This window comes from Streptomyces cyslabdanicus (genome assembly GCF_052663305.1).
In genome coordinates this window covers 1-23286 of sequence record NZ_JBQRUW010000006.1, presented here as the reverse complement: position 1 = coordinate 23286, position 23286 = coordinate 1, and the positions used below count along the sequence as shown (strand labels likewise).

Below are 23286 nucleotides of genomic sequence, written 5' to 3'. Positions count from 1 at the left end.
CGTCGCGTTGCCGCGCCGTATGCGTCCGGGCATACGTCGAGGGCGAGTCATCCGGTGGATGACTCGCCCTCATTTCCTGTGGAGCTAAGGAGAATTGAACTCCTGACCTCCTGCATGCCATGCAGGCGCTCTACCAACTGAGCTATAGCCCCTTGCGGCCACGCGGTCCAACCGCGTTTTCGACCGTGTCGCCCGGTTTCCCCGGCGGCGACGCCAACATTACACGGTCCAGGGGGTGGAACACCAAATCGGTTTCGCGCCGCCCCGCCCGGCCGCCGGGCGCAGGTCCGGCCTCACGCCGTCACGAACGAGTAGAACCGCTTGAGGGTGCAGTGCTCCTCCAGGAGCCGGCCGTAGATCGGCTCGCCCTCGAGTTCGCGGTAGGTCTCGATCGGGTCGCCTTTTATGATCAGCGCCCGCGCGCACTCCTCGCACCAGTACTGGTAGTCGGGGTTGATCGGCTCCATGTCGCGGACGATCGGGGTGCCGCCGCCGCACCAGTCGCACTTCCGCCTGTGTGCACCCATGGGTCAGCTCCAGTTGTGGCCGCAGGCGGTGCACACGTACGAGATCCCCCCGTTGTCGCCGAGGACTTGGGCCACATGGAGGGAGCCGCAGGAGGGGCAGACGAGGCGGGTGACCGTGTCGCGTATCAACGCCGCACCGAGGAGGTCACCGACCTCCTCGAGGATGCAGGCAGGCATCGCTACTCCCTCCCGTCGGGCCGCGCCCCCTTCCGGCCGTTTGATTCTGCCACGGCCGGGCCGACACGGTCAGCGACGCCTCGGTACCAGTACGGCCACGACCTGCGCCGCGGGGCCGCGCCGGAGGCGCGTCCATGAACCCCGAGAGCGCGCTCGCACACGTATACGCCCCCGGGCCCCGAACGACTCAACCCAGTTCGGAGGAATACAGAAAATCCCGCCCCCTGCGGGGTACGGGATCCTCACGAACACTCTTCGGCTACTCGACGGAGTGCCGGTCCGTGGAGCTAAGGAGAATTGAACTCCTGACCTCCTGCATGCCATGCAGGCGCTCTACCAACTGAGCTATAGCCCCTCTCCGCCACGCGAACCAGCCGCGTGGTGTTCCGCTCCGCTCGGCGGGGCGAACAAGAAGAACTTTAGCCTGCGACCTGCCGGAAAGTGAAATCCGGGTCGCGCCGGCCGCGGGCGGCTCAGTCGTCGTCGCCGAGGACGGGCTCGGGCAGGGTGCCGGCGTTGTGCTCCAGCAGCCGCCAGCCCCGGGCGCCCCCACCGAGCACCGACCAGCAGCAGTTGGACAGCCCGCCCAGGCCCTCCCAGTGGTGGGGCTCGAGACCGAGGAGGCGGCCGAGGGTGGTGCGGATGGTGCCGCCGTGGCTGACCACCACGAGCGTGCCGTCCTCGGGCACCTTCTCGAGGTAGCGCAGCACGACGGGGGCGGCGCGGTCGGCGACCTCCGTCTCCAGTTCGCCGCCGCCGCGGCGCACCGGCTCGCCGCGCTTCCACGCGGCGTACTCCTCGCCGTACCGGCCGATGATCTCCTCGTGCGTCAGGCCCTGCCAGACGCCCGCGTAGGTCTCGCGCAGACCCTCGTCCCGGGCGACCTCCAGGCCGGTGAGCGCGGCCAGCTCGGCGGCCGTGCGGGTGGCCCGCGCCAGATCGGAGGAGACGATCGCGTCGGGCCGCAGGGAGGCCAGCAGGCGGGCGGCACGGCGGGCCTGGCCGACGCCGGTCCCGGTCAGCTCGACGTCCGTGCTGCCCTGGAAGCGGCGCTCCACGTTCCAGGAGGTCTGGCCGTGGCGCCACAGGATGATGCGGCGGCCCCGGCCCGGCACAGGGCCGGGGCCCTCCCCGGCGCCGGTCACCGCCACTCACCACCGGGCTCGGCCGCCTCCTGGGCGGCCTGCTGCCTGGTGTGCTCCTCGGCCCTGCCCCGGGTGGCCTTGGCGTCGGCGGGCAGCTCCAGCTCGGGGCAGTCCTTCCACAACCGCTCCAGGGCGTAGAAAACGCGCTCCTCGCTGTGCTGGACGTGTACGACGATGTCCACGTAGTCGAGCAGGACCCAGCGGGCCTCGCGGTCGCCCTCGCGGCGCACCGGCTTGGCGCCGCGTTCGTTCAGCAGTCGTTCCTCGATCTCGTCGACGATCGACTTGACCTGGCGGTCACTGGGAGCGGACGCCAGCAGGAAGGCGTCCGTGATCGACAGCACGTCGCTGACGTCATACGCGATGACGTCGTGCGCGAGCTTGTCGGCGGCCGCCTGGGCGGCGGTGTTGATGAGGTCGAGAGAGCGGTCGGTCGCGGTCACTACAGGGCTTTCCTTCGGCGGTCACTTGACACCAAGGGTCTCACGGACCGCCGAGGTCGCCCCACGCAATTGAGGGATCACTCCTCCGACGAGCCCCGGTAGTCCTGGCCGAGGACGACCGAGACGTCGGCGTTCGAGGTGACCTTGCCCTTCGTCACCGCGGTGTCGGGCAGCCCGAGGGTCTTGGCGACGTCGGCGGCCTTCTCCTTGTTCGCGGCGTCGGCGTAGACGACCTCGGACGCCGGCTGGACGACGGACGTGGTGCCGCCCTCCAGGAAGGTGAAGCCGCCGCCCAGCAGGACGACCCGGGCCTTCTCGGTGTTGTCCTTGGTGCCGGAGGCGTTCTGCACGGACACCCGGACGGCGGACGACCGGTCGGGGCTCTTCGCGGTGCCGCCCAGGACGTCCTTGACCACGCTCTCGCTGGTCTGCGCGCTCAGCGTGCCGTCCGTCTCCACCGGCAGCAGCGTCGTCCTGTAGTCGCCGCCCTTGGCGAACTCGGCCAGCTTGGCGAGGAAGGTGCCGAGGTCCTGGTCGGTGAGCGAGGGGTCGAGGATCTGCTGGAGCGTCTGCACCGTCGTCGTCGCGCCCGAGGCGTCGGAGGACAGCTTGCGCAGCACGCTCTGCATCACCTGGCCGAACCGTTCGAGCTGAGCGTCCTGGCCCTCGCCGGAGGAGCGGTAGGTGGCGTAGGCGACGGCCATCTTGCCGCTGAGTGTCTGCGCCTTGCCCCGGTGGACCAGGGGCGCCGTGCCCTTCTTCTTGGCGTCCGGGTCGGGCACGTCGGCGTTGGTGTCGACGTCGACGTTGCCGACCACGTCGACGAGGTTCTGGAGGTAGGGGGTGTCCAGGCGCCAGGTGCCCTCGATGTCGGTGCCGAGGACCGTGTCGAGCTGGTCGCGGGTTCCCGAGGAGCCGTCGTCCTTGACCGAGTCGGCGAGGGTCGTGACGGAGCCGTCGTCGCCGGTCAGGGCGAGGGAGTTGGGCAGCAGGACGGTGGTGCCCCGCTTGGTGGTGGTGTTGCCGACGAGCAGCGCCGTGGACGTGCCGCCCCGGTCGGTGTCGTGCAGGTGGACGACGATGACGTCGCGCTTCTGGGCGCCGGTCGCGGTCGCGGCGCCCGCACCGGGGCCGGACGACGACAGGCCGGGCAGCTTCCCGGCGTACCAGAGGTAGCCGACACCGCCCGCCGCGACCAGGGCCAGCACGACGGCCAGGGCGACGATGCGGCCGCGGGCCCGGCGGCGGGCCTCCTCGCGGCGCTCGGTGCGGTTCTCGGTGAACTTCAGCCAGTCGATGACGTCCTCGGAGTCGTCGCTCGGCTCCTCGACGAAGGCGAACTGCTCGGTGTGGTACTCGCGTTCGTCCGCGCCGTCCCGGTCGGCCCCCCATGCCGCCCGGTCGGCGTCCGCCGGTCCGGCCTGCTGCGGAATGTGGGCGGTCTGCTGCGGGATGTGGGCGGTCTGCCCGGCGACCCGGGGCTGCTGGCCGCTGGTCGCGGCGGACCCGTACGGGTCGTACGGCGCCGCCGTCGCGCCGGACCCGTAGGGGTCGTAGGAGCCGTGGGCACCGTGGCCACCCTGGGCGGAGGGGTCGGGCGCCTGCCGGCCGGGGCCCTGGCCGGGGGCGTGTCCGCCGTGCTGGGCGCCCTGGTGACCGCTCTGGTAACCGCCCTGGTAGGCCGTCGGATCGAGCTGCTGCTGCGCACCGGTCGCGTACGGGTCGTAGCCGTAGCCCTGCTGTCCGTACGCGTCGTAGGTCTGCTGCGGGGTCTGCTGGGCAGGGACCGGCCGGTACACAGGCCGGCCGTACTCGTCGTAGCCGACGAGCTCGTACTGATCGCCGCCGTGGCCAGCGTCGTATCGGTCGTTCACCGGTGCCCCTCTCGGCTCACTGGCCTCGGTACAGCTGGCGTTTGGCGATGTAGCGGACGACTCCGTCAGGCACCAGGTACCAGACCGGGTCGCCCTTGGCGACTCTCACCCGGCAGTCCGTGGAGGAGATGGCGAGCGCGGGTACCTCGACGAGCGAGACGCCGCCTTCCGGCAGGCCGGGATCGGTCAGATGGTGGCCGGGCCGGGTGACACCGATGAAGTGTGCCAGGGAGAACAGTTCCTCGGAGTCCCGCCAGGTGAGGATCTGACCGAGCGCGTCGGCACCGGTGATGAAGAACAGGTCGGTGTCGGGGTTGAGCGCGCGCAGGTCGCGCAGGGTGTCCACGGTGTAGGTGGGGCCGCCGCGGTCGATGTCGATGCGGCTCACGGAGAACTGCGGGTTCTCGGCGGTCGCGATGACCGTCATCAGGTAGCGGTCCTCCGCCGGGGAGACGTGACGGTGGGACTTCTGCCAGGGCTGCCCGGTGGGCACGAACACCACCTCGTCCAGGTGGAACTGCGCGGCGACCTCGCTGGCCGCCACGAGGTGCCCGTGGTGGATCGGGTCGAACGTTCCGCCCATGACGCCCAGGCGCCGCTTGCCCGGCGCCGAGGGCCCGCCGCCGGGCCCGTGTTCGAGGCGTTTCACCGTGTCACTCGCCGGACCGGTAGGCATGTCCTGCTCTCCCATGCGTGCAGACCCTACCGGCCCGGCCTGAGGACTCCGTGAGCCAGATCCCGGGGACGGGCCGGGCGGGGTTCAGCGGTCGCGGTTGAAACGCGTGGTGATCCACAGCAGGAGCAGCAGGATGAACAGCGCGCCGCCGCCGGTGAGGAAGGGGCTGAGGCTCTGGTGGTTGCCCCCCTCGGCGGCGAGGTTGACCAACTGGGCAGCATTGCTGGGGAAGCTCATCTTTGGCAGAACCTATCCGGGAGTGAGCGGGACAAGGATGTCGGCCCATCGTAAGCAACCCCCGACGCACCGCTCACCCCGACTCCACTGTTGCCACCGCCGGCGCTCCCGCCCCACGGGTACCGAGGCGTCCGGGACGGTGCGGGACCGGCGCCCTCAAGGAGCCGCCCGGAACCTTTCCGCCGTGTCAGTCGTCATCCCGCTTGTACCCGCGCAGGAGGAACCAGCCGGTGAGAACGCAGCCCAGGACCATCACGATCAGGACGACCCGGAGCAGGTAGCCCGACCCCTCGTGCGGGGCGGTGGTGCTCGCGGTCTGGGCCAGCCAGACGGCTGCGGGGTGGTGCTCCATGGCGTGGACTCCTTCGTTGTACTGCCCGTCCACGGTATCTCCGCCTAGGCTGGGTCCTGCCTCGGGGGCACATTGGGACACTGACACACATGGGGGACCACATGTCCGACGACGGCCGCGAACAGGACGGGCAGGAGCAGGTGCCGAGCCGGCAGCGCAGGCGCTTCCCGGAGATCTCCTCGCGCGCGTACGAGCACCCGGCCGACCGCTCCGCCCTGGTCGCGCTGCGCAAGCTGAGCGGCTTCGACACGGTGTTCAAGGCCCTCAGCGGCCTGCTGCCCGAGCGCAGTCTCAGGCTGCTGTTCCTGTCCGACTCCGTACGCGTCTCCGACCAGCAGTTCGCACACCTGAACGACATGCTGCGGGACGCCTGCTACATCCTGGACCTGGAGAAGGTCCCGCCGATGTACGTGACCCAGGACCCCCAGCCCAACGCGATGTGCATCGGCCTGGACGAGCCGATCATCGTGGTCACCACGGGCCTGGTCGAACTGCTCGACGAGGAGGAGATGCGGGCCGTCGTCGGCCACGAGGTGGGCCACGCCCTGTCCGGGCACGCCGTGTACCGCACGATCCTGCTGTTCCTGACGAGCCTGGCCGTCCGGGTCGCCTGGATCCCGCTGGGCAACCTCGCGATCATGGCGATCGTCACCGGGCTGCGCGAGTGGTTCCGCAAGTCGGAGCTGTCGGCGGACCGGGCCGGTCTGCTCGTCGGCCAGGACCTGCGGGCCTCCATGCGGGGCCTGATGAAGATCGCGGGCGGCAACCACCTGCACCAGATGAACGTGGACGCCTTCCTCCAGCAGGCCGAGGAGTACGAGTCCGGGGGCGACCTGCGCGACTCCGTGCTGAAGATCCTCAACGTGCTGCCGCGTTCGCACCCCTTCACCACCGTGCGGGCGGCCGAGCTGAAGAAGTGGGCCGAGTCCCGCGACCACCAGCGGATCATGGACGGCCACTACCCGCGCCGCACCGAGGACAAGGACACCTCGGTCAGCGACTCCTTCCGCGAGTCGGCGGCCCACTACGCCAACCACGTCAAGAGCTCGAAGGACCCGCTGATGAAGCTGGTCAGCGATCTAGCGGGCGGCGCCGGCGACCTGGGCGACCGGGTGCGGCGCGGATTCGGCGGCTTCACGGGGTCGGCCCCGCCCGGGGACCGGGGCAAGGACCAGCCGTCCACCGGCACCCCGCCCGGCGACGAGGACTGACCTTCCGGGCGTGGGCGGGTCCCCTGCGGACACCGCCCAGCGCCCGCGGAGGCGTCACACCGTCGGCTCGGCGCTGTGCGCCAGGGAGCCGCACAGGGCCGCCGCGGTGTCGGTGGAGTACGGGTCCGTGCCGGACGGGCTGCCCGCCTTGGCGACCTGGCCGGCCAGCAGCGGCTCGAAGCGCCCCGCGGAGTCCCCCGCGCAGGAGAGCGGGCCGGCCTGCACGTAGGAGACGACGAGCTGGACCTGGTGCAGCCGCAGGTCGTCCTGGGTGAAGCGGAACTGGATCTCGCGCCGGACGGTGAACAGCGAGGCCGGCGCGTGCGCCGCGGAGCCGGCCGGCTTCAGCGCGTAGGCGAAGGTGTGGTCCGCGCCGACCTCCAGGGTGGAGGAGTCGGTCTCGGCGGCCTGGAGGCTGCCCTGCACCCGGATCTCGCGGCCGGCCAGCTCGACCCGGGCCGGGTCGAAGCGGACGAGCCAGCCGGTGGGCGCGTGCCGGCCGTCGGCGGCGGGGTGCTCGAAGCTCTGGTCGAACTGGTCGAGCTGGCCGGGGTCGAGCAGCGCCCGGACGGGGCGGGTCTGGCCGCCGATGAGCACCTCCGGGTAGAGGGAGGACGCGACGACGTACTCCTTCGCGATGGTCAGCGCGGCGAGGACCTGGCTCTCGGAGAAGTGCGCGGTGCGCCGGACGACGGGCAGCGGCACGCCCTCCGCGCCGACGGCGAACGAGGCGGCCGGGCTGTGCGCGTACAGGTACCCGGGGTCGGCCGTGCCGGGCACCCTGCCCTGCGGGGCGAGCGGGACGACGGTCATCCGCAGCGGCTCCACGGGCCGCTGGGCCTGCGCGCTCTGGTAGGGGTGCCGTACGCCCATGTAGATCGCGGTGCCGAAGGCGACGACGATCAGCAGGACCAGCAGCAGCGCCTGCCGGGACAGCCCGCGGCGCAGCGGCGGGCGGCGGCGCACGGCCGGGGTGTGGTCGGTCACCCGCTCCCGCGCGGAATACTCCTGGAGGCGGGCAGCCCGGACGAACGACTCGTCGAAGACGACGGACCGGTACTCGTCCTCCGCACCTCCAGGGACGCCCTCGGGTGTCCCCTCAGGTGGCTCTCCAGGCCCTCCCATATCTTCAGGGTAGGTCGCGGCAAGCCCTGGTAAACGCCCTGATGTGCGACAAGTTCTGACAGGTTCTCACCAGAACCGCCGCCCCGCCGTCAGGGCGTGCGCGGGACCGCGGAGACGGGTGGCTGGGAGTAGTCGGCGGACGCGGAGGGCGCCGCCGCGCTGCCCTGTTCCAGGCCCGTCGAGGCGGGCGGCGGGACCTGGTCCCGGCTGCCCGAGGAGCCGCCCCGGTAGACCGCGGCGAAGGCCAGGGCGACCATGCCGATGCCCATGACGAGGGCGAGCACCCAGGCGACGGGGCGGTGCCAGCGGACCTGCTTGCCGAAGGTCCCCGGGGCGCCGGGGCGGCCTTCGAGGACGTCGGGGTCGTCCAGGTCGCCGTAGGGGTGGTCGGGGCCGAGGCCGGGTCCGTACCCGTCCTCGTGGAGCTCGCCCCTGGCGTGGGCGCGGCGGGCCTCCGCCTCGGAGGCCTCGGCTCTGGCCTGCGCGGCGGCCAGGAGGCGTTCGACGGCGGTCGGCTCGTGGATCACGGCCGCACGTACGAAGGCCTCGTCGAAGACCACGGAGGCGAACTCTTCGTCCGACACCCCGCGGTCGTGGTCGTCGTCGGGCTCCCAGCCGTCAGGGAACGGCGTACCCCCCACGTCCTCCGGCACGCATCCAGAGTAGACCTGAGGGGTCAATTTGGGCAGACGGTATGGAAATTCATCCGCCTGCCGAGACACGCCGCCACGGGGCCGGACAGCGTCAGCGCCGGGTGTGCCCGTCCCCGGTGAGGATGTACTTCGTGCTGGTCAGCTCGGGCAGACCCATCGGGCCGCGGGCGTGCAGCTTCTGCGTGGAGATGCCGATCTCGGCGCCGAAGCCGAACTGGCCGCCGTCGGTGAAGCGGGTGGAGGCGTTGACGGTGACGGTCGTGGAGTCGACCAGTCGGGTGAAGCGGCGGGCGGCCTGCTGCGAGGTGGTGACGATCGCCTCGGTGTGCCCGGAGCTCCACAGCCGGATGTGCTCGACGGCCCGGTCGAGGGAGTCGACCACGGCGGCGGCGATGTCGTAGGACAGGTACTCGGTCTCCCAGTCCTCCGGGGTGGCCTCGACGACCGTGGCCCGGGAGTCCTTGGCGTGGGCCATGACCCGCTCGTCGGCGTGGACGGTGACCCCGGCCTCGGCGAGCGCGTCCAGGGCGCGCGGCAGGAACTCGGCGGCGATGTCCTGGTGGACCAGCAGGGTCTCGGCCGCGTTGCAGACGCTGGGCCGCTGCGCCTTGGAGTTGATCAGGATGTCGACGGCCGTGTCGAGGTCGGCCTGCGCGTCGACGTAGACGTGGCAGTTGCCGGTGCCGGTCTCGATCACCGGGACGGTGGACTCGTTCACCACGGTCCGGATCAGCGAGGCGCCGCCGCGCGGGATCAGCACGTCGACCAGGCCGCGGGCGCGCATCAGCTCGCGCACGCTCTCGCGGCTCTCGCCGGGCACCAGCTGCACGGCGTCGGCGGGCAGCCCCGCCCCGCCCACGGCATCGCGGACGACCCGGACCAGGGCGGTGTTCGACTCGTAGGCGGAGGCCGAGCCGCGCAGCAGCACCGCGTTGCCCGACTTCAGGCAGAGGGCGGCGGCGTCCACGGTGACGTTCGGGCGGGCCTCGTAGATGATCCCGACCACGCCGAGCGGGACGCGGACCTGCCGCAGGTCGAGACCGTTGGGCAGCGTGTTGCCGCGGACGACCTCGCCGACCGGGTCGGGCAGCGCCGCCACGTCCCGCACGTCGGCGGCGATGGCGCGCACCCGCTCGGGGGTGAGCGTGAGCCGGTCGACGATGGCCTCGCTGGTGCCGGCCTCGCGGGCCTTGGCGACGTCCTTGGCGTTGGCCTCGAGGATCTCGCCGGTACGGACCTCCAGGGCGTCCGCGACGGCCAGCAGGGCGTCGTCCTTCGCCACTCGCGGCAGCGGCGCGAGGTCGGCGGCGGCGGCCTTGGCGCGGTACGCGGCCTGGGTGACCGGGGACATCGAGTCGTACGGCGAGAGCGTCGTCATGAAGGAAGGGTAGTGCGCCGGGAGGTGCGACCACCGGTTGTCCCACACCCCGAGACGGGTCAAAAGGGATGGACCCCGACCGGTGTCGCCGGCGGTGCTCCGTACCCCTCGGCGAGGCGCTGGTGGTAGGTCTCGCGGTCGATGACCTCCAGGCCGACGATCTCCCAGGGCGGCAGCCGGGCGCTCTGCCGGTGCTCACCCCACAGGCGCAGGGCGACGGCGGCCGCGTCGTGGAGGTCGCGGGCCTCCTCCCAGTAGCGGACCTCGGCGTGGTCGCCCGCGTACCGGCTGGTCAGCAGGAAGGGGTGGTCGTGAGCGAGCTGCTCCAGGCCGCGCCGCACCTCGTTCAGCGGGGCCCGGGCACCGGAGACGCTGAGCGTGACGTGCCACAGCCGGGGCAGGTCCCGCGGCTCCTCGCAGCCGTCCTGGGTCGCCACGCTCGTCAGGCCACCGCGGGACGTCGCCGCCCCAGGGCGCACTCGTCTCACGACGTCCTCCTTCACGCAGCGCTCGCTGACATCGCCGGTACCGCTGGTATCGCCGGTCCCGCTCATGCGGAATGCGTCCCTGCCTCAAAGTGGAACAGGCCGCACGGCTCCGCGGGGCGGTTTTACGGAACGTCCCCCACCTTCGGCACCCGGGTGGCCGGACGATTCGGCGCATTACGGCTCCAGGAGCACCAGGTCGTCCCTGTGTACGACCTCACGTTCGTACGCCGGTCCCAGCTCGCGGGCGAGTTCCCGGGTGGAGTGGCCGATCAGCCGGGGGATCTCCTTGGCGTCGAAGTTGACGAGCCCGCGGGCCACCGCGCGCCCCGCGCCGTCACGCAGCTCGACCGGGTCGCCGGCGGTGAACTCGCCCTCCACGGCGGCGATCCCGGCGGGCAGCAGCGATTTTCGGCCCTCGACGACCGCGCGGACCGCGCCGTCGTCGAGAGTGAGCGAGCCCTGCGGGGCGGAGGCGTGCTGCAGCCACAGCAGCCGGTCGGCGGAGCGCTTGCCGGTGGGGTGGAAGTAGGTGCCGGTGTCGCCGCCGGACAGGGCGTCGGCGGCGTGGACGGCGCTGGTGAGCACCACGGGGATGCCGGCGGCGGCCGCGATCCTGGCCGCCTCCACCTTGGTGACCATGCCGCCGGTGCCGACGCCGGCCTTGCCCGCGCTGCCGATCTCGACGCCCTCCAGGTCGCCGGGGCCCCGGATCTCCGCCAGCCGGGAGGTGCCCGGCCTGCTCGGGTCGCCGTCGTAGAGGCCGTCCACGTCGGACAGCAGTACCAGCAGGTCGGCGTGGACCAGGTGGGCGACGAGCGCGGCGAGCCGGTCGTTGTCGCCGAAGCGGATCTCGTCGGTGGCGACGGTGTCGTTCTCGTTGACCACCGGGAGGGCACCCATCGCCAGCAGCTTGTCGAGGGTGCGGGAGGCGTTGCGGTGGTGGGCGCGGCGGCTGGTGTCGTCGCTGGTCAGCAGGACCTGGCCGACGCGAATGCCGTAGCGGGCGAAGGAGGCGGTGTAGCGGGCCACGAGCAGGCCCTGGCCGACGCTGGCCGCGGCCTGCTGGCGGGCGAGATCGCGGGGGCGGCGGCGCAGGCCCAGCGGGGCGAGGCCGGCGGCGATGGCGCCCGAGGAGACCAGGACGATCTCCTTGTGGGCACTGCCGCTGGTCTTGGCGAGGACGTCGACCAGGGCGTCGACCCGGTCGGCGTCCAGCCCGCCCTCGGCGGTGGTCAGTGACGAGGACCCCACCTTGACGACGATCCTGCGGGCCTCGCACACGGTCTGCCTTGCCCCTGGCACCTTGTTGTCCGTCTCCTCGCGTCCCTGCGGCTGCACGCCGATGTCCACGTGCCGAATCTACGTGAATCGGAGTGGTCACCGCGCATTCGTCCAGCACACGGACTGCTCTCGCCCGGACACCTTCTCCTGCTCTTGCTCGCGGCTGCCTGCCCACCGCACGACGCCGGCCTTGGCCGACGCCAGGCCCCGTCCTCGCCCTTACCGGGTTTCGCCGCAGCCGGCTCAGCCGTGCGGTGGCGCCACCCCTGCCAGACGGAGCCGAACCACGACCGCGCCCGGGCCCACCACCGTCACGAGATCCGGCGCCTGAAGCCCGCCGCCTTCGCCCACCTCGACCACCCCGACGCCAAGCAGGCCCTCCAACTCGTTTGCTGGAGGCAGGACTTCACCACCGGCAAGCCCACCATCGAACGCGTCTGCCTGATCACCAGCCTGCCGCCCGGCGTCGCGACCGGCGCCCGACTCGCACTGGCTGCTCAGCTTCGAGGACAACTCCGCTCGGACGGAAGCGAGTTGGGCGCGTAGCGAGATGGGTGCGTAGCGAGATGGGCGAGGGCGGGCTGCCGCCACAGCGGCGTGCGTACGCGCCGCGCGTCACATCCGCGCAGGGCCGGTCCCGCCCGGCCCTGCGCGGCACGCTCAGCCGTCGGTCGAAGCTGCGGCGTGCGGTCCGCCGACGAGCATGCGGTCCACGACCCGCGCTGTCGCGAGACCGTCCCCGGGCTCGCAGAAGTCCCTTATGAACTGGGCGTACTTCTCCCGGTAGTCCGCTTCGACGGCATCGACGTCGCGCAGGGCCTTGACCAGGTCTTCGGAGGTCTCCAGCAGCGGGCCGGGCGCCCGGGTGGTGAGGTCGAAGTACAAGCCGCGCAGCGTGTCCCGGTAGTGCTCCAGGTCGTAGGTGAAGAACAGTATCGGCTTGCCCGAGTGCGCGAAGTCGAAGAACGCCGAGGAGTAGTCGGTGACCAGCACGTCGGCGACGAGGTACAGATCGGCGATGTCCGGGTAGCGGGTGACATCCCACACGAAGCCCTGGCCGGCACCCGGTACGTTGTCATGGACCCTCGGGTGCTTGCGGAAGAGCAGCACATGGTCCTGACCGAGTTCGGCCTGGGCCGCGGCCAGGTCGATCCGCAGATCGAGTTTGTACAGCTTGCTCGCGTGCTTCTGGTCTTCCCGCCAGGTAGGAGCGTAGAGCACCACCTTCTTGCCCTCGGGCAGGCCGAGCCGCTCCCTGACCCGGGCGGCCCGCGCGTCGCGGTCGGGGGCGTGGAAGACGTCGTTGCGCGGATAACCGCTCTCGAGCATTTCCCCTTCGATGGTGTACGCCCTGCGCATGATCTCCGTGGTGTACGCGTTCGGCGACACCACGAAGTCGAACTGCCGGTAGCTGTGCGGCAGGCTGGCGATATAGGCGGGATTCGACTTGGTAGTGCCTTGGAGGTCCTTGCCGATCTTCTTCAGCGGCGTGCCGTGCCAGGTCTGCACGACCCGCTGCCCGGGGCGGGTGACGAACCAATCGCCCACCGTCGTGTTGACGACGACGTAGCGGCTGCGCGCCAGTGCCTCGTACCACTCGCGGCTGCCACGGCCCACCACACGCGCTCCCGCCGGCATCTCGGGCAGCCCCCCGTCCTGGGTCCAGATGTGCTCGACGTCGACCCCCCGGCGCACCAGCTCCTCGTAGACCGCCCGCGGCGAGTCCGAGAACTGCTTGCCGCTGAGGCTCATGTAGAGCACCGCGTCGCGCAAGGGGAGCTCGCGCTGCTCGTGGAAGTACGCCTCGCACAGCATGCGCTGCCGGTAGGCGCCGTGCTCACCGGGGCCGAGCAGCCGTTCCGGCTCGATGAAGATGCGGTCGAAGTGGCGGCGGTCCACGGTGTAAGTACGCTGCGGGCCACTGAAGCACATGGGCAGCTCCTGCACCTGCTCCGGACGCAAGGTCACCGGGACGTCCCCGGACTTGTCCCAGGCGTCCGCGTCGCGGAAGTACAGGTACCAGCGACCGGGGCACAGGGGCAGCTCGGGACCGTGCGCCTGCGGGGCCGCCTCGGGCTTGATCCGGACCGTGAACCGCCCGTCGGCAAGCTCGACCGGCAGCTCCTTCTCCTCGAAGCGGACCCCGTGCCGCAGGATGACCTTCTTCCCGGCCGCTTCCTCACCGGGATACGTACCCTCGAGCACCAGCTCCCCCGACCCCGTCACGGTCATCGTGTCGACCACGGGTCGGACGGCTCGCGTTGCCAGCACCAGCCTGCCGGGCCCGTCGCGGTGGACGGCCAACTCGCGGCCGGGGGCAAGCCGGTGCCTGCCGGTCGTGAAGCCCTCGGCGAGGAGGGCCGCCTGGCCCCGGCCGTCGGCTCCCCTCAAGCTCACCTTGAATTCCCGGGTCTTGGTTCCCGGCAGGTCGTTCGCGGCCAGCTGGGCAACACTGAAGACCGACTGGTAGCGCCGGAACGCGTCAGGGGAACCGGACAGGGAAGTGAGCGGGCTGTCGAGTCTGGTGTCGCCTGCGACGACGGTCACGGCGGTGGGGGTCTTGGCTCCGCTCCGCGCCCTGGTGACCAGTCGCAACTCGCCGTCCGCGACGGTGCAGGACTCGACCTCGACAGGGGGCTGCTGCACCGTGATGCTCACGGCATTCTTGGTGAAGCCGACCACGAGACGTGAGCCGTCCGCCAGATGACGAACCTGGTTGTGCCCGGCCGCGCCCGCGTCGCGCTGGCGCACCCGCGCGCCGTAGGTCCCGCCCGGACCCAGGATCCCGACTTGCAGGAACCACTGGCCGGCACCGTGCCCGGCGAGCTCGCGCAGCCGACGAGCGGAAACGACGACTTCGAAGCCCGTGTGGTCGTAGCAGTGCAGGGCCTGTCCGGAGGCGACGGTGGCCTGCTCGCTGCGAGTGCGGCGCATGGGCAGTCTGACGCGACGGCCGGTCTCGTCGTTCTTCAGCACCGCGAATCGGCCGATGGCGCGGCCCGATGCACGCGGCAGGTTCGCGGCAAACGCGTACCCTTCCCATACCAGATCGTCGCCGCGCCAGCCGACCGAGGTGAGCTGCGCCGTCACCGGCAAGTCGCGACGCGTGAGCGCGGCGATCCGTTCAGGCAGCGCCAGGCCCCGCAGCCCCGGCAGCACCAGCCGGGGTCGCCGGGCGCCTGCCACGAGGAAGGCGCCCGGGTCCCTGCGCTGGTGCCGGACCACCTCGACAAGATCCTCGGCGCGCCCCTCGGCAGCGAGATACCAAATGACGCGCTCGAGCGGAGGGAGGTCAGTGAGCACCCCCTCGCCGTGGATGTCGAGCAGTTCCCGCGCCGTGGCACGCAACTCCTCGCGCTCCGCCTGCGAGCTCTCGGGAAAGAATCGCAAGAACCCCCGTACTCTTGCCGACGCGAGATCGGCGAGAGACTGCGCCATGAGCAACGCCCTTCTTTAACGTGCCAGTAAAATCCAAGTCATGGCACGTTAACGGAGTCACTCGTTTACCGCACGCTCCGTGTGATAACAGTGCGGGCACATGCGGACATGCCCCCGTGACCGCAGGGTGCTCCCATCGCTGTCGACGGGTTCATCCGGTGAGACCGAGGAAGGCCAGGGGGCGGTGGCAGTCGCGGGCGGCCTGGCGGAGGGCGGCGGCGATGTCGGTGTGGCCGTCCTGGCGATGGATGCCGATGGCGAGGTTGAGCGAGGACGCTTCCGGTGTGGTCCGTCGCGGCGAGCAGGGCGACGGCCGGGATGGTGGCGGTGCACGAGCCGCGCAACACTTTCCCGTCGGCCGCGATTGCCCGCAGCCCGAAGTTGTCCGGCGTGGCGCGGGCGGTGAGAGGAAGGCACCCACCGCCTGGTCCAGGGCAGCACCGTCGAGTTGGACCAGCAGGCGGCACAGGCCCCAGCCGAACAGGGACACTCTGTCCATTTCCATGCCACTCGGGCGAACCGGACGAAGCTCAATCCTGCAAGGGACCCTGCCGCACCCCTTGCCCCAGGAGATCACCGATCCGGGGCAGGATCGCTCTCCTCTATATCTATATGCACAGAAACGAACGCCTGGGCGGCATCATCCACGGGTACCAACACGGCACGACCGTGCGGATCCTGGCCCTGCGAGCCGATAAGGAGGGCGACGGAGATGAGAAAGGTGCGCGCGGCACCCTCGACGACGCCGATCAGCCACCCGTGTTGGGACGGTGGCCCCTGTCACGGCTTACGGGTGCCGTGAGTCAGTGCGCTATGCTCCGACAGTCGCCCCACCTGGCGCGGGCAGGCGCCGTTGCCGTCGCGCAGGCCTCACAGTTGCGCGGCGGTTTCACGGACGGAAGGAAGACGATGCCACGTTGCTCGATAGCAGCGATTTCCTGGGAACGCGTACACCTCAGTCTCACAGCGGTCGTCTCTGACTTCACTGGAGATCCTAGTACGCTCCGCTTCCTGATTGTCGATGGTGAGCGCGAGTTCCTGGTGAATTCTCGGCAAATTGACGCCGAACAGCACTGCTTGCAGATCAACGTCACCAACTTCCAGGACCGGCGCCAGGTGCCCAACGGCTCCTGGCGGATCGTCCCGGTGGCCGGCGAGAAGCGGCTGCCGGCCGCGGGCTTCGACCTCAAAGCCGCGGACCGCCTCGACGTGGACTCCCGCACCTTCCTCTACGACCGCAACCGCTCCGCGTACGTGATCGCGTTCGGCCTCTCGGACGACGAAGAGAGCCCCGAGTTCGTCATGCGGACGTACCAGTTGTTCCGCAGCGCCGGGCCGAGCAAGACGCCCAGCAAGGCTCCGAAGAAGCCGCTTGGCAAGCGACTCGGACTGTGGGTGCTGCCGCGGGCCCGGCGCCGCAAGCTCGCCAACCAGATCTACTCGCTCTCGCTCCGCCTGAATCGATGGCGCGGCAACCGGATCCTGTTCGCCTCCGAAATGCGCACCGGCCTCGGCGGCAACCTGGCACGCGTCCATGACCGGATGATCGAGCGGGACCTCGACAAGAAGTACTCGTTCCGCTACTCGTTCCGAATACCCAGCACAGCCAACAAGTGGAGCACGATCCGCCTCATCTACTTGCTCGCGACGTCGGACATCGTGTTGATGGACGACTACTTCGGGCTCCTCGCGCAGTTGGGCATTTCCCCGAAGACCAAGATCATCCAGCTCTGGCACGCCGGAAGCGGGTTCAAGTCGGTCGGCTACAGCCGGTTCGGACGATACGGTTCACCGAAGCTGACCAACGCCCACCGCAAATACACGTACGTGATCACCGGCTCCGAGCATCTTGTGCCGGTGTACGCCGAGGCGTTCGGCATCGAGGAATCGGCGGTCGTGCCGACCGGTCTGCCCCGCATCGACACGTTCCTCGACAAGGAGCGTTCCCGCAAGGTCACTGAGGACTTCTTCGCCGCCAACCCGAAGCTCAAGGGCAAGAAGATCGTGCTGTTCGCGCCGACCTTCCGCGGAAAGAACATCAGCGACGCGCACTACGACTACGACCGCATCGACTTCGCGAAGCTCTACGAGTTCTGCGGGGACGAGTTCGTCGTGCTCTTCCGAATGCATCACTTTGTGACGGATCCCGTGCCGATCCCCGCGGAATACTCCGACCGGCTGCTGGACTTCGCGTCGTTCCCGGACACCAACGACCTGCTGCACGTCACCGACGTCCTCATCACCGACTACTCGTCCGTCATCTACGAGTACACGCTGCTCGACAGGCCGATCCTGTTCTACGCGTACGACAAGGACACGTATTCGGTGATCCGCGGATTCCACCGGGACTACGACTCCGTCGCTCCCGGCAAGATCTGCGTGACCTTCGACGAGCTGCTCAAGGCCCTGCGGGACGAGGACTACGACACCGAGAAGGTCGAGCAGTTCCGGAGGGAGAACTTCGACTTCGTCGACACCAACTCGGCGGACCGGGTGATCGACTGGCTGGTGCTCGGCGACCCCGATGACAGAAAGACGGGCGGCGATCGCCGGTGGCTCGATCTCGCCCCTGACGACACGGCGGTGGGCGACCAACCGCTCAGCGACCAGTCGGAGGCATGACCTGTGAACATCGCATTGCTTTTCGCCGGCGGCATCGGCTCGAGGATGAACTCCCGCGCCCTCCCGAAGCAGTTCCTGGAGATCCACGGGAAGCCGATCATCATCCACACCCTCGAGCACTTCGAGGCGCACCCCGATATCGACGCAATCGCCATCGCGATCCTTCCCGAATACCGCCAGCACCTGATGAAGCTGCTCAAGCGGTACGAGATCGAGAAGGTCAGGTGGATCGTCGACGGCGGCAAGACCGGTCAGGAATCGCGGCACAACGCTCTCAAGACGGTCGCCGCGGACTGCCCCGAGGACTCCGTCGTGTTGATTCACGACGGCGTGCGGCCGCTGATCGACGCGAAGCTGATCAGCGCCAACATCGACACCGTCAAGGAGCACGGCTCCGCCATCACCTGCACCAAGTTCAACGAGACCGTGGTGTCGAGCGAGCACGAGCACATCGACGATGTGATCCCGCGCGACCACATCTACGCCGCGCAGGCCCCGCAGAGCTTCTGGCTCGGCCAGATCCTCTCGCTGTACGACCGGGCGGTTGCCGAGGACGAGCACGACAGCATCGACTCGTGCTCCCTCATGCACCGGTACGGTCAGAAGATCTACCGGGTGGTCGGCCCCCGCTCCAACATAAAGATCACGACGGCCGAGGATTTCTACCTGTGCCGGACGTTCTTCGAGATCATCGAGAACCAGCAGATCGTAGGTACGTGAGTTCAGTGACCACCGTCTCCAGTCCGGTCGTTGCGCACGACCTCGATGAGATCCTCGACCGTGACCTGCCGTGGAGTGAGCTTGCCGGCCGCACCGTGCTGGTCACCGGCGCCAGCGGCATGCTGCCGTCGTACGTCGTCTACACCCTGCTCGCGCTGAATGACCGGCACGGGTTGGGCATCTCCGTGCACGGCCTGGTGCGGAACGAGGACAAGGCCAGGCGTCTGCTCGCCGATGTGCTCGACCGCCCGGACTTTCACCTCGTCGTCCAGGACGTGTCGACTCCGCTCGAGCTGCCCGGCCCCGTCGACTACGTGATCCATGGGGCGAGCGCCGCGCGGCCCGCCCTGCATGGCAGCGAACCGGTCAAGACGATCAAGGCGAATCTGCAGGGCACCTTCAACCTGCTCGACCTTTGCGTGGCGAAGGCCGGCCGCGGATTCGTGCTGATGTCCTCAGCGGAGGTCTACGGCGCCCAGCCTCCGGAGACCGAGCTCATCGACGAGCAGAGCTATGGCGGGTTCGACATCCTCAACCCGCGGGCCTGCTATGCCGAGGGCAAGCGTGCCGCGGAGACGATCTGCGCGAGCTACCAGGCACAATTCGACATCGACTGTCACATCGTCAGGTTCGGTCACATCTACGGGCCGGGGATGGCGCTCGACGACGGGCGGGTGCAGGCCGACTTCGCAGCGAACGTGGTGGCCGGCAAGGACATCGTGCTGAACAGCGACGGTTCCGGCGTGCGGACCTACACCTACGTGGCCGACGCCATCGCAGGACTGTTCTATACGCTGCTCCGCGGTGACCGGGGAGCCTACAACGTCGCTGACCCGTCCGGCCTGGTCTCCATCCGGCGTCTGGCGGAGCTGTTCACCGAGGTGCGCCCGGAGCGTGGGCTCCGACTGCGGTTCAGCAACGAGTCCGACGCGCGCTCCTACAGCCTGACCAAGAAGCAGGGCCTGGACAGCGCGCGGCTGGCAGCTCTCGGCTGGCGCCCGGTGGTCGACCTGCCCGTCGGGCTGAACCGCATGGTGACCCATCTGGAATCGAGGGGGGGGGGGGAAAAAACAAAAAAAAAAAAAAGAGGAGGGTGGGAGGGGCACGGACGAAGGTCCGTGCCGAGGCGATCTGCTGTCGGGCCGATACCGGTCGCGTCAGGCTCCTGAGGAGGGCAGGAGCCTCCGGGCCAGCCGCCGTACCGGTTTCGGGAGGCGCCGGGCCAGCCGCCGCCATCGCGCCTCGGTCCGCGGCGTCACCAAGATCGCCGCCTCATCGGTGAGATTCCAGTACTTCGGGGACTTCTCCCCCTTGCGCGGATACTGCTCGTTGGGGCGACGCGGCACGACCTCGGGGCGCTCCCAGGCGATGTTCCGCCGCACCACGCGCGCGGGTGCACCCACCGCGACGCAGTTGTTCGGGATGGACGAGGTGACGATGGAGCGGAAGCCGATCACCGAGCCGTTGCCGATGGTGACGCCGCCCATCACGACCGCGTGCTTCGCGATCCAGACGTGCTCGCCCACGACGATCGACTGGGACGGGTTCATGCGCTTCTCGGTGCGCACGTCGTAGATCGGGTGGGTGTCGTCGCCACGCACCTCGATGTTCTTGGCGAACATCACGTCGTCACCGATCGACACCGACACACCTTCGACGGCGGAGATGAAGGTGCGGCCGGCGCAGCCCACGTTCTCGCCGATCCAGATCCGGGACTCGTGCCCGCAGCGCAGCTCGAAGCGGAGACCTGCACGCTTCTTCGTGGTCGGACCGATCTCGATCTGTCCGTTGTTTCCCGAGAAGGTGATGAGCAGATCCTTGATGTCCGCCTCGGGGCTGATGGTGAGTGTATTGTTCGACCCCTTGAACCGGATATCGATCTTTTCCTCACGGATCTCGCCGTCGTAGACGATCTGATTTCCCTGATCATCCTTGTAACGCTCGAGCTTGTGCAGTTGCAGCATCGTGTCTGAGGGTGTGCCCTCGACCGGGTCAAGGCCGGACCAGCCCTCGCACCTCCGTTCCAGCCTCTGGGTTCGCGCTCAAGCTATCAGACGACCCTCTTACTGAGCATTCATCTGATCGACCCGGTCGCCGGCCACAATATGGGCTTCCGGATCGAAAACATTTGGCGCCGTGCAACGCAAGTCCAACTCGGTCCAGGCCTTCTGTCCACGGAGATCGGGGACGCAGGTCCCGGCTGACGGATCTTGAAATGGGTGAGGGCCTTCTGACTCGGTGTGGATTGCGACATCCACACCGCACGACAGAAAGGCCCTTGTACCCCACCGCAATGGAAACCGTCACCGCCTTCTCGCAACGGGCCCACACCTTCTCCACAAAAGCTGGTATCACCGTCGAGCGAAGGCTGACCGACAACGGCTCCCGCCACCGCTCATGCGACCGTCGCGACCCGCCGGCTGCGGCCGGGATCGCCCACCGCCTCCACCACTGGGCTTCGACGCCGGGGACTTCCCCCCGGCGTCGCCGGCCCGCCGGCCCAGGAAAGCCCGAGGCTAGAACGGCTCGAAGTCGTCGTACTCGTGCTGGGCGTCGTCGCGTTCCGCCTGACGGTCGCGGCGGCGCTGGGTAGCCGGACGCGGCGCCTCGAATCGGTGGTCCTCGCCACGGCGGCCGAGCATCTCCGCGCCCGCCGTCACCGACGGCTCCCAGTCGAAGACGACCGCGTTGTCCTCGGGTCCGATGGCGACGCCGTCGCCGGAGCGGGCGCCGGCCTTCATCAACGCCTCCTCGACGCCGAGGCGGTTGAGCCGGTCGGCGAGGTAACCGACCGCCTCGTCGTTGTTGAAGTCGGTCTGCCGCACCCAGCGTTCGGGCTTCTCGCCGCGGACGCGGAAGAGGCCGTCGTCCTCGCGGGTGACGGTGAAGCCTGCATCGTCGACGGCCCTGGGCCGGATGACGATCCGGGTCGCCTCCTCCTGCGGACGGGCGGCCCGCGCCTTCGCGACCAGGTCGGCGAGCGCGTAGGACAGCTCCTTGAGCCCGGTGCGGGCCACCGCCGACGCTTCGAAGACGCGGTAGCCGCGCGCCTGGAGATCGGGCCGGACCATCTCCGCGAGGTCCTTGCCGTCGGGGACGTCGATCTTGTTCAGGACCACGATGCGGGGACGGTTGTCGAGGCCTCCGTACTGCCGCAGCTCCTCCTCGATGACGTCGAGGTCGGAGACCGGGTCACGGTCGGACTCCAGGGTCGCCGTGTCCAGCACGTGCACGAGCACGCTGCACCGCTCCACATGGCGCAGGAACTCCAGGCCCAGGCCCTTGCCCTGGCTGGCGCCCGGAATGAGTCCGGGCACGTCGGCGATGGTGTAGACGGTCGAACCCGCCGTCACCACACCCAGGTTGGGCACCAGGGTGGTGAAGGGGTAGTCGGCGATCTTCGGCTTGGCCGCGCTCAGCACGGAGATCAGCGAGGACTTGCCGGCGCTCGGGTAGCCGACCAGCGCCACGTCGGCGACGGTCTTGAGCTCCAGGACGATGTCCTGCACGTCGCCCGGCTCACCGAGCAGCGCGAAGCCGGGCGCCTTGCGCCGGGCGGAGGCCAGCGCCGCGTTGCCCAGGCCGCCCCGGCCGCCCTGCGCGGCGACGAACGACGTGCCGTGGCCGACCAGGTCGGCGAGCACGTTGCCCTGCTTGTCCAGGACCACCGTGCCGTCCGGCACCAGCAGCACCAGGTCCTCGCCGTCCTTGCCGGAGCGGTTGCCGCCCTCACCGGGCTTGCCGTTGGTGGCCTTGCGGTGCGGGGAGTGGTGGTACTCGAGCAGCGTCGTGACGGACTGGTCGACGGTGAGCATCACGTCGCCGCCGCGCCCGCCGTTGCCGCCGTCAGGGCCGCCCAGCGGCTTGAACTTCTCCCGGTGCACGGAGGCACAGCCGTGGCCTCCGTTACCCGCGGCGACATGGAGTTCGACGCGGTCCACGAAGGTGGTCATGGTGGGTGCCTCCAGCACTGCGCATACGTACGGATGTGGTTACTGCGTAACACGCGAAAGGCGGACCCGCCTTCCCGCCGGGGAAGTGAGGTCCGCCTCGCGAAAGCTCCCGATCAGGCGACCGGGACGATGTTCACGACCTTGCGGCCGCGGCTGGTGCCGAACTCCACCGCACCGGCCTGGAGCGCGAACAGCGTGTCGTCGCCGCCACGGCCGACGCCCGCGCCCGGGTGGAAGTGGGTGCCGCGCTGACGGACCAGGATCTCACCAGCGTTGACGACCTGACCGCCGAAGCGCTTCACGCCGAGCCGCTGGGCATTGGAGTCGCGACCGTTCCGGGTGGACGATGCGCCCTTCTTGTGTGCCATGTCTCCTCAGTCCCTTACTTCGCAGCCGCGGGGATCGACGTGACCTTGATCGCCGTGTACTGCTGGCGGTGGCCCTGCCGACGGCGGTAGCCGGTCTTGTTCTTGTAGCGCAGAATGTCGATCTTCTGGCCCTTGTGGTGGTCCACGACCTCGGCCTGGACCTTGATGCCGGCCAGCACCCACGGGTCGCTGGTCACAGCGTCGCCGTCGACAACGAGCAGGGTCGAGAGCTCGACCGTGTCGCCAACCTTGGCGGTGGAAATCTTGTCAACCTCAACGATGTCGCCGACAGCAACCTTGTGCTGGCGACCACCGCTGCGCACGATGGCGTACACGCGGATCTCACTCTCTCGCTCGGAACGGCATCCCCGCAGTCCAGCAGCCCTGCGACACAAGCGGACGGCCTCTCCCGGTCACGGCCCGTGCGGGCCTGTCTCCGGGAGGAAGAGGTTTACGGGAATGGGGCGCGCACAGTGAACACGCCGACGGTCAAGATTACGGGGCCCGGCCTGAGGGGTCAAACCGGGCCCCGCGGGGTGCGCGCGGGCCGGGAACAGCCGCGTGGCCCAATCCTATGCCCCAACGGGGGGTTCTGGTGAGGGAGCCCCGTCCTCGGTT

General features: G+C 69.5%; 23 protein-coding genes and 2 tRNA genes. 5 read left to right on the top strand and 20 right to left on the bottom strand.

The genetic code is table 11. From position 1 onward, the window contains the following. Positions 1-79: 79 nt before the first annotated feature. The 10 genes from ACTYVM_RS04255 to ACTYVM_RS04210 all read right to left on the bottom strand — a co-directional run bounded on the left by ACTYVM_RS04255 (position 80) and on the right by ACTYVM_RS04210 (position 5431). A tRNA-Ala gene (locus tag ACTYVM_RS04255) sits at positions 80-152 on the bottom strand. A gap of 141 nt (positions 153-293) precedes the next feature. Beyond that, on the bottom strand, positions 294-527 hold the full coding sequence (locus ACTYVM_RS04250; protein ID WP_100566877.1) for a hypothetical protein: 234 nt from the start codon (positions 525-527) through the stop codon (positions 294-296). Between the two features lie 3 nt (positions 528-530). Then, positions 531-704 (bottom strand): hypothetical protein, encoded by a 174-nt coding sequence (locus ACTYVM_RS04245; RefSeq protein WP_400025224.1) that lies wholly within the window; start codon positions 702-704, stop codon positions 531-533. Between the two features lie 282 nt (positions 705-986). Next, positions 987-1059: transfer RNA gene (locus tag ACTYVM_RS04240), tRNA-Ala, on the bottom strand. A 118-nt stretch (positions 1060-1177) separates the two neighbouring features. Continuing rightward, on the bottom strand, positions 1178-1855 hold the full coding sequence (locus tag ACTYVM_RS04235) for a histidine phosphatase family protein (RefSeq protein WP_445524606.1): 678 nt from the start codon (positions 1853-1855) through the stop codon (positions 1178-1180). Further along, complete coding sequence (rsfS, locus tag ACTYVM_RS04230; RefSeq protein ID WP_445524605.1) at positions 1846-2292, bottom strand: ribosome silencing factor; 447 nt, start codon at positions 2290-2292, stop codon at positions 1846-1848. Before rsfS ends, ACTYVM_RS04235 begins: the two co-directional genes overlap by 10 nt. 77 nt (positions 2293-2369) lie before the next feature. Beyond that, complete coding sequence (locus ACTYVM_RS04225) at positions 2370-4166, bottom strand: LytR C-terminal domain-containing protein (protein WP_445524604.1); 1797 nt, start codon at positions 4164-4166, stop codon at positions 2370-2372. 16 nt (positions 4167-4182) lie between these two features. Then, complete coding sequence (nadD, locus tag ACTYVM_RS04220; RefSeq protein ID WP_445524603.1) at positions 4183-4857, bottom strand: nicotinate-nucleotide adenylyltransferase; 675 nt, start codon at positions 4855-4857, stop codon at positions 4183-4185. Positions 4858-4926: 69 nt separating this feature from the next. After that, positions 4927-5079: a hypothetical protein gene (locus tag ACTYVM_RS04215; RefSeq protein ID WP_400025215.1), complete on the bottom strand. Its 153-nt coding sequence runs from the start codon at positions 5077-5079 to the stop codon at positions 4927-4929. A gap of 187 nt (positions 5080-5266) precedes the next feature. Further along, positions 5267-5431 carry a hypothetical protein gene (locus ACTYVM_RS04210; protein WP_445524602.1) on the bottom strand — a complete coding sequence of 55 codons (165 nt, stop codon included), beginning with the start codon at positions 5429-5431 and terminating at the stop codon, positions 5267-5269. A gap of 89 nt (positions 5432-5520) precedes the next feature. Here ACTYVM_RS04210 and ACTYVM_RS04205 point away from each other — a divergent pair, with 89 nt between their 5' ends. Next, positions 5521-6642, top strand: coding sequence for a M48 family metallopeptidase (locus ACTYVM_RS04205; RefSeq protein WP_445524601.1), 1122 nt, complete (start codon positions 5521-5523; stop codon positions 6640-6642). Positions 6643-6696: 54 nt separating this feature from the next. Here the strand turns inward: ACTYVM_RS04205 and ACTYVM_RS04200 are convergent, their stop codons facing one another. From ACTYVM_RS04200 to proB, 5 genes are all read right to left on the bottom strand, one after another. Then, on the bottom strand, positions 6697-7767 hold the full coding sequence (locus tag ACTYVM_RS04200; protein WP_445524600.1) for an SCO2583 family membrane protein: 1071 nt from the start codon (positions 7765-7767) through the stop codon (positions 6697-6699). Between the two features lie 89 nt (positions 7768-7856). Continuing rightward, the gene (locus tag ACTYVM_RS04195; protein WP_445524599.1) at positions 7857-8420 is read right to left on the bottom strand and encodes an SCO2584 family spore wall biosynthesis protein; all 564 of its coding nucleotides are present in this window, start codon (positions 8418-8420) and stop codon (positions 7857-7859) included. Positions 8421-8511: 91 nt separating this feature from the next. Next, positions 8512-9798 (bottom strand): glutamate-5-semialdehyde dehydrogenase, encoded by a 1287-nt coding sequence (locus ACTYVM_RS04190; protein WP_445524598.1) that lies wholly within the window; start codon positions 9796-9798, stop codon positions 8512-8514. Positions 9799-9857: 59 nt separating this feature from the next. Then, positions 9858-10286 (bottom strand): DUF8830 family protein, encoded by a 429-nt coding sequence (locus ACTYVM_RS04185; protein WP_445524597.1) that lies wholly within the window; start codon positions 10284-10286, stop codon positions 9858-9860. A gap of 174 nt (positions 10287-10460) precedes the next feature. Continuing rightward, positions 10461-11567, bottom strand: coding sequence for a glutamate 5-kinase (proB, locus tag ACTYVM_RS04180; protein WP_445524615.1), 1107 nt, complete (start codon positions 11565-11567; stop codon positions 10461-10463). A gap of 249 nt (positions 11568-11816) precedes the next feature. Here proB and ACTYVM_RS04175 point away from each other — a divergent pair, with 249 nt between their 5' ends. Continuing rightward, positions 11817-12113, top strand: coding sequence for a hypothetical protein (locus tag ACTYVM_RS04175; protein WP_445524596.1), 297 nt, complete (start codon positions 11817-11819; stop codon positions 12111-12113). A gap of 114 nt (positions 12114-12227) precedes the next feature. Here ACTYVM_RS04175 and ACTYVM_RS04170 read toward each other — a convergent pair whose 3' ends face one another. Further along, positions 12228-15005: a CDP-glycerol glycerophosphotransferase family protein gene (locus ACTYVM_RS04170; RefSeq protein WP_445524595.1), complete on the bottom strand. Its 2778-nt coding sequence runs from the start codon at positions 15003-15005 to the stop codon at positions 12228-12230. Positions 15006-16082: 1077 nt separating this feature from the next. Here ACTYVM_RS04170 and ACTYVM_RS04165 point away from each other — a divergent pair. From ACTYVM_RS04165 to ACTYVM_RS04155, 3 genes are read left to right on the top strand one after another with little or no spacing between them, the layout of a single operon-like run. After that, a complete protein-coding gene (locus ACTYVM_RS04165; protein WP_445524594.1) occupies positions 16083-17627 on the top strand; it encodes a CDP-glycerol glycerophosphotransferase family protein in 1545 nt (514 codons plus the stop codon). 3 nt (positions 17628-17630) lie between these two features. After that, the gene (locus ACTYVM_RS04160; protein WP_400025202.1) at positions 17631-18347 is read left to right on the top strand and encodes an IspD/TarI family cytidylyltransferase; all 717 of its coding nucleotides are present in this window, start codon (positions 17631-17633) and stop codon (positions 18345-18347) included. Beyond that, positions 18344-19516, top strand: a complete 1173-nt coding sequence (locus ACTYVM_RS04155; protein WP_445524593.1) for an NAD-dependent epimerase/dehydratase family protein — start codon at positions 18344-18346, stop codon at positions 19514-19516. Before ACTYVM_RS04160 ends, ACTYVM_RS04155 begins: the two co-directional genes overlap by 4 nt. Here the strand turns inward: ACTYVM_RS04155 and ACTYVM_RS04150 are convergent. The 4 genes from ACTYVM_RS04150 to rplU all read right to left on the bottom strand — a co-directional run bounded on the left by ACTYVM_RS04150 (position 19505) and on the right by rplU (position 23003). Further along, entirely contained in the window at positions 19505-20311 is an 807-nt protein-coding gene (locus tag ACTYVM_RS04150) for an acyltransferase (protein ID WP_445524592.1), read from the bottom strand. The two genes, ACTYVM_RS04155 and ACTYVM_RS04150, sit on opposite strands and share 12 nt — an antisense overlap. A gap of 552 nt (positions 20312-20863) precedes the next feature. Then, on the bottom strand, positions 20864-22300 hold the full coding sequence (gene obgE / locus ACTYVM_RS04145) for a GTPase ObgE (protein ID WP_445524591.1): 1437 nt from the start codon (positions 22298-22300) through the stop codon (positions 20864-20866). A gap of 113 nt (positions 22301-22413) precedes the next feature. Further along, positions 22414-22668: a 50S ribosomal protein L27 gene (gene rpmA / locus ACTYVM_RS04140; RefSeq protein ID WP_030051735.1), complete on the bottom strand. Its 255-nt coding sequence runs from the start codon at positions 22666-22668 to the stop codon at positions 22414-22416. Between the two features lie 14 nt (positions 22669-22682). Further along, positions 22683-23003 (bottom strand): 50S ribosomal protein L21, encoded by a 321-nt coding sequence (gene rplU, locus ACTYVM_RS04135; RefSeq protein ID WP_030749991.1) that lies wholly within the window; start codon positions 23001-23003, stop codon positions 22683-22685. Positions 23004-23286: the final 283 nt, after the last annotated feature.